The sequence below is a fragment of the Bacteroides sp. 2_2_4 genome (assembly GCF_000157055.1).
Classification (GTDB): Bacteria; Bacteroidota; Bacteroidia; order Bacteroidales; family Bacteroidaceae; genus Bacteroides; species Bacteroides ovatus.
This window is the reverse complement of sequence record NZ_EQ973368.1, coordinates 148,503-153,715: the sequence shown is the minus strand read 5'-3', so window position 1 is coordinate 153,715 and position 5,213 is coordinate 148,503. Positions and strand designations below refer to the sequence as shown.

Genomic DNA, 5,213 nt, shown 5'->3' with positions numbered 1-5,213 from the left:
AATAAACTTTTATCGCGCCTATCAGCCCTACAATGGCTCCTGCGGCATATATCAACTTCGTGGCCGGATCGAAATAGCTGGCAAGCATGGATGTGGCCTTTGTGATACCGGCACTTCCGTCCCCCTCGGCATAGGCACTCAGGGTGGAAACAGCTATTCATGCGATAAGCGCAACCGTCTTTTTAAAATGTCTTTTCATATACAATCTACTAATTAAATGTGAATAAAAAACTCCTTTCAAATGAACCGCAGGAAACTTCCTGCGGTCCACTGCTTGCAACCACGATGTCTTTTTTAGGATCAACCTGAGTCATAGTAACCAATCATAGGTACCTCCGTTTTTAAGGGGTTAATTACTTGTTTTGAATGTCCGCTTTGATAAAGAGAAAGAATCAACCTGAATCATAGAAGCCAGTCATGTCTTCTTTTTTAAAGGGTTATACACTACGTTTCAAAAACTCGCCATGCCCGGATCAACCGGAGTCAAAGAAATCTCTCATGCTTTTTCGTTTTAAAAATTATACACTTCATTTTAAAGGCTCACAGCACCCGGATCAACCGGAATCAAAATACTTTCTCATATTCATTGTTTATTTATCTGTTGCAGGTACATGCTCCGTTATATCAAATTCCCGGAGAATGTCGTCCTTGTTTTTTCCTGTCAATAAATGGGGCTCGCCCTTATCTACATACAAGCGCATATACCGTTTCAGTCTATCGCTGCTTCCCAGGACACTCGCTTGCAGAACCCTTTCCATGTTCGTGCCTTCCAGCTTTCGGAAGGTCTGCCGGGCTTGTTCCTGTTCCGTTTCCGTAGATCCGTCCGATGTCATCACTTTCTCAATCATGTCCAAATCGTCAAAGGTGACACCGGTTGCCCGGTGGGGATTGCTCCGCTGTACGTATCCCGTAATCTCATAGCGTTCGGGAATTTCCTCTTTTTCTTCACCGGAAGAAGGGGAATCCTCCTGTATATAGTCGATTTCAGGATAGTTCAGCCGTTGGAAGGGAGCCGGAACTTCCGGGTATTTCGTATTCTTCTCAAGGGTTTCGTGCGCTCGAAGAACCGGCCCTGTTTCCTTTTCGGGAGTAAAGGTATCTCTCTTTTCAATACCTGATTCAGACTGTCCGCTATTGTCATCCATTGTCAGTGATTGTCGCATCCGGTACCGGCTTTTGCCTATGATTTCGGCCTCTGCCGGGGATATTTCCGGATGAATGACGGTAGGTGAACCCCGATGTTCCTTTTTCTCCTTTCCGCCTCTCCAGGAGAAAATGCCGCCCGTATGGATATACTTTTCAATGCTCAGGTAAGAGGCGTAGATGAACAGGATAATAAAAAGGTATTCCATGCCCTTATGATTTCAATGACTGGTAATGCTTATCCCGTACAGCGTCAAACACTTTACCTTTTTCGGCAAAATGAAGTTCCAAAAGACGGTTGACAAAACCGGCTACAGTCACTCCGCTTCGTCCGGTGGCACAAACCAACGACAAGATGCGGCGGTGGTATTGGGCGTTGATATGCAAAGACTTTCTTGAGGCACACCGGTCATCACAGAGGAACATTTCCTCATAGGCTGCTATCTCTTCCACGGTGACAGGAGCTTCAATCGTCTTCTTCCTGCCGTTGGAAGCACTTTTCTTTTTTCTGATATTTTCCATGCTATACATATATTATAAAGTAGAAGAGGATTTCAAGCCGGCAATCCAGCTGATCTCGTCCAGCAGTTCCAAAAGGCCGGAACCTTTTATCTCACGGTTGTCCGGTGGAAACAGGGTGGAACGGAAGATATTGTTACGGGTATGGCTGAGTTCCTTGTTGTAGCGTTTCGTATCGGGAATACGTGTATCCAATAGTTTCATATCCGCTTTCCGCATGACCGTATCCCATGCCTGACAAGTCTCTTTTCTCTCACGGCGGTCAATCATATTCCAAAAGAGATGGACACCTTTCAAATTGCAATTGTGACGGGCTACTAATTCTTCCCCGACAACTTCGGCAAATTCAAGGGAACTCTGCATGACGATATTGTCCGCTTTGAGAGGCACGAAAATATAATCCATCGAGGAGATGGTGTAAATCACTCCTTCGGATCGCAACGTTCCCGGCAGGTCGAAAAGGACAATGTCAAATTCGGCTCCTTCTTTTTGCATATAATCATGTATGTCCTTCATCGCTTTCTCCGGATCGCTCCTGATGACCGGATAAGCAAGTTTCTGGAGCTGTTCGTGCTGGCGGTAGAGGGCGACTTTCAGGAAATCACTCTTTTCCACACTTTCCATGTCACGTTCACGCATGTTGAAGATACTGTGCTGGGGGGCGTCGCAATCCACGACTCCCACCCGATAGCCTTTCTGGTAATGCAGGATGCTGGCGGCAAGAACGGTGAAAGTCGACTTTCCGACACCACCCTTCTGGCTGGCAAAGGCAATAAATAACGGTTCTTTTTTCATTTTATTCTATTGTTAAAGGATAATAATGCAATCGTGTAAAAACCTGAAACCTTAGGCGGTATCATATTTTGCGGTGTAAAGGAAAAGATTCCGCCAATAAGATAAAATACCCTGTCATGTATAGTCATCCGTAGTCGGTTATTGTCAGGAAAGGAACCGGTGGTTGATATTTGTTCTTTAAAATATTAGCGATTATGTGCATTGATCGTTACCTTCTGACGAGTGAGGAAGAATCAGGCACGTATGTGCCGGAGTGGAAGATTTGTATCTCACGGAATTGCGATGAAAGAAAAAAATCCCCACCCGGAAACCGAAAGCGGAAAGCCGGGCAGGGATCATTACAATAAAGGATTTCTCTACTCTTAAGGTCTTATGTAACCGTATTTACGCAAATCTGCCATGAAATGCTCCGGCGTATCGGTAGAAACCGTTACGCCATGTAGCTCTTTATAGCGACCGGCAAAGTTGTTCATAAACTCCTCGTCCGTACAATCATGGTCGAACCAGCTGCCCTCACGGAGCAGCCGGACGAATTCTTCGGGGCTGGAGGCGGTTATCCTACCGCCATCCGCCAATTCATAATTCTGTATCATCCTGTTAATTTTTTAGTCCGTAACTTAAAAAATAATTTCTCTTTTTCACCGAGGAAAGGCAGACTCTCCAAAGTGGTCCTGTCGGGAAGGCTTGCAGCCGAAGCAAAGGTAACCAAACCATTTAGAAATTTGATCCATTTTTCCATCTTTGTATAGTTGGTCGTTCCGGAATGTTGCCGGAATTCAACTGTCCGATGGCGGGAATAGGCTTCTAGATTTAGTTTGTAATAGCGACGGTTGTTAAATACATGCTGGAGGTCGGTAATCGTGGATGCCCCGCTGATAGCCGTATCGGAAATGCCATGCAGACTCCGGCAGTATTGGTTATTACGGCGTGATCCCGGCATGAAGGAGTCAATGACCGGTTCCAGATGTTTGTAGGTCAAAGCGAGATTTTTCCAGGTTTCCATACTGAAATTGGCAGCATCCATATGTACATGGAATCCGCAACTGTCGTTCACCTTGGCATTACAGAGGTCAAGTACCCAGCAAACCGTCTCAAGTTCTTTCAGCCCGGCTTCACCTACCAGGATCGGACTGACCAGTTCGAATGTGTCATTGCCGCTCAAACTGCTGTCAGTGACCAGTTTCCAATGCTCCGTCGTGCGATGGGTATAGCCTTCGATAGCGACGCAGATACCGGCTTCGCGAAGCTCATGGAGCAGCTTTTCCTGCGTGCAGTTGTAAGCCTCAATTTCTACACCGAACCTGCGGGGGAAGCTGTAGTCCAATACCGGAACGGTTCCCTGTCCTACCTGACAGGGAACGAAAGCACCCCTCTCAAGCATTTTTTTATACACATTATGCACAAAGCCGTAATTGCCTCTGGTCACAAGGTCGGCGATTTCACGTCTGGTCAATCCCAGCAGAAGCAGCTGCTGAATCTTGCTCGTCTTTGTCGCAGACTGCTCTAAAATATTTCTAACTCTTTCATTCATAGCTTATTAATCATTTGTTTTCATACATCTAAGATACGACAATATTCCCATACATCATAATCGTACACCTTTTATTATCAATGGATTAACTTAGTTTCGCTTAGACTAACTACCCTTATCGAGTGTATTAATATGATTACAAGCTACGGAAATAACAGAAGATTACCTGTCTTCTGTCATTGCATTGAGCACGTCTTTGTATTCTTCGAAATGTTGCATCAGAAGTCTGTTGACAAGTCCCTCCATAGTAATATCGCCATATCCGATAGCTCATATCAGGGAGCAAAGTTGATGATGCAGGCCGGCATCAATGTGCAGGGATTTACGTTTTTCGCTCCGGATGCCATGAAGAAATATCGTTTCGTGATCAAGCATCCTGCCGGGTTGTTCTGTCTGTCCGACAGGTTGTTCAGAAACGATACTTGCTGTATCCGTTTCTTCCGGAGACCTGGTGACAATACGTTGCGGGGATTTGCCTCCCACCAACTCTCTGATAGCCTGCTTGTCAATTCGACGGGGATCTACCTTCTTTTTCCCGGAATTTTTCATAGGCATTTACTTTTTCTTCCAGGACTGATAGGCTTTTCCCATTAGAGCGTCAATCAGCTCCTTGTTCTTTTCTAAATAATCTTTCAGCACCTGAGTGACAAAACCGGAAATGGTGCCACACCCTGCAGCCTTGACCAAAGTTGCGATATCTCGATGTAACTTACCATCAATATATATGGTTTTGCAGGTAGTGCCTTTAGGTATGGAAACCATATATTTTCTTTTAAACTCTTCAACCTCTCCGTCTGTGGGAGCTTTTCTTTCAGTTTCAGAAACATCCGGTACCATATCAGGTTCATTTGATACAAACCTGCCCGCCATACTTTTTTGAGCGACCTTACTGATAAAGTCCTTTTCGTCTATACTGCCGGGAGCAACTTTCTTCTTTTCTAAATATTCCATACTACTATCGTATTAAATTAGACACTTTTATTTATAATATTCCAAGACAAAATAAAGGTATGGAATAATCTTATAGAATATCCTGTCTGTTATAGTCACTGAAAGTCAGTTTTAGTCACCCCTTCTTACAGTAAGGACGCTTGTGGAATATACTTAAATTCTCCATTTGCAAATGCGTAGAACCAATAACTGATAATATAATGATAATGTACCGAAAGTAACTACCCCCCCCAGATGCTTATGGAATATATTTATATTCTCCATTTACAAATGT

The 5,213-nt window shown here is 44.4% G+C and carries 8 protein-coding genes; all 8 read right to left on the bottom strand.

Annotation, left to right across the window (positions count from 1 at the left end):
* A partial coding sequence (locus BSCG_RS29095; RefSeq protein WP_139016516.1) for a DUF4134 family protein occupies positions 1-157 on the bottom strand: 157 nt, incomplete at its 3' end.
* 433 nt (positions 158-590) lie between these two features.
* Positions 591-1,352, bottom strand: a complete 762-nt coding sequence (locus BSCG_RS04470) for a hypothetical protein (RefSeq protein WP_008777154.1) — start codon at positions 1,350-1,352, stop codon at positions 591-593.
* 4 nt (positions 1,353-1,356) lie between these two features.
* Entirely contained in the window at positions 1,357-1,665 is a 309-nt protein-coding gene (locus BSCG_RS04475) for a DUF3408 domain-containing protein (protein ID WP_241762168.1), read from the bottom strand.
* Between the two features lie 12 nt (positions 1,666-1,677).
* Positions 1,678-2,457 (bottom strand): ParA family protein, encoded by a 780-nt coding sequence (locus BSCG_RS04480; RefSeq protein ID WP_008777152.1) that lies wholly within the window; start codon positions 2,455-2,457, stop codon positions 1,678-1,680.
* Positions 2,458-2,819: 362 nt separating this feature from the next.
* On the bottom strand, positions 2,820-3,050 hold the full coding sequence (locus BSCG_RS04485; RefSeq protein ID WP_008777151.1) for a hypothetical protein: 231 nt from the start codon (positions 3,048-3,050) through the stop codon (positions 2,820-2,822).
* Positions 3,047-3,988 carry an amidoligase family protein gene (locus tag BSCG_RS04490; protein WP_008777150.1) on the bottom strand — a complete coding sequence of 314 codons (942 nt, stop codon included), beginning with the start codon at positions 3,986-3,988 and terminating at the stop codon, positions 3,047-3,049. Before BSCG_RS04490 ends, BSCG_RS04485 begins: the two co-directional genes overlap by 4 nt.
* Before the next feature lie 270 nt (positions 3,989-4,258).
* Entirely contained in the window at positions 4,259-4,537 is a 279-nt protein-coding gene (locus BSCG_RS0127950) for a hypothetical protein (RefSeq protein WP_139016513.1), read from the bottom strand.
* Between the two features lie 6 nt (positions 4,538-4,543).
* On the bottom strand, positions 4,544-4,939 hold the full coding sequence (locus BSCG_RS04495) for a DUF3408 domain-containing protein (RefSeq protein WP_008777149.1): 396 nt from the start codon (positions 4,937-4,939) through the stop codon (positions 4,544-4,546).
* Between the last annotated feature and the right edge of the window lie 274 nt (positions 4,940-5,213).

Bases quoted from the DNA above. Each gene is read 5' to 3' on its own strand.
- BSCG_RS04485 (WP_008777151.1), bottom strand. From the start codon at position 3,050: ATGATACAGAATTATGAATTGGCGGATGGCGGTAGGATAACCGCCTCC.
- BSCG_RS04480 (WP_008777152.1), bottom strand. From the start codon at position 2,457: ATGAAAAAAGAACCGTTATTTATTGCCTTTGCCAGCCAGAAGGGTGGT.
- BSCG_RS04470 (WP_008777154.1), bottom strand. From the start codon at position 1,352: ATGGAATACCTTTTTATTATCCTGTTCATCTACGCCTCTTACCTGAGC.
- BSCG_RS04475 (WP_241762168.1), bottom strand. From the start codon at position 1,665: ATGGAAAATATCAGAAAAAAGAAAAGTGCTTCCAACGGCAGGAAGAAG.
- BSCG_RS04495 (WP_008777149.1), bottom strand. From the start codon at position 4,939: ATGGAATATTTAGAAAAGAAGAAAGTTGCTCCCGGCAGTATAGACGAA.
- BSCG_RS0127950 (WP_139016513.1), bottom strand. From the start codon at position 4,537: ATGAAAAATTCCGGGAAAAAGAAGGTAGATCCCCGTCGAATTGACAAG.
- BSCG_RS04490 (WP_008777150.1), bottom strand. From the start codon at position 3,988: ATGAATGAAAGAGTTAGAAATATTTTAGAGCAGTCTGCGACAAAGACG.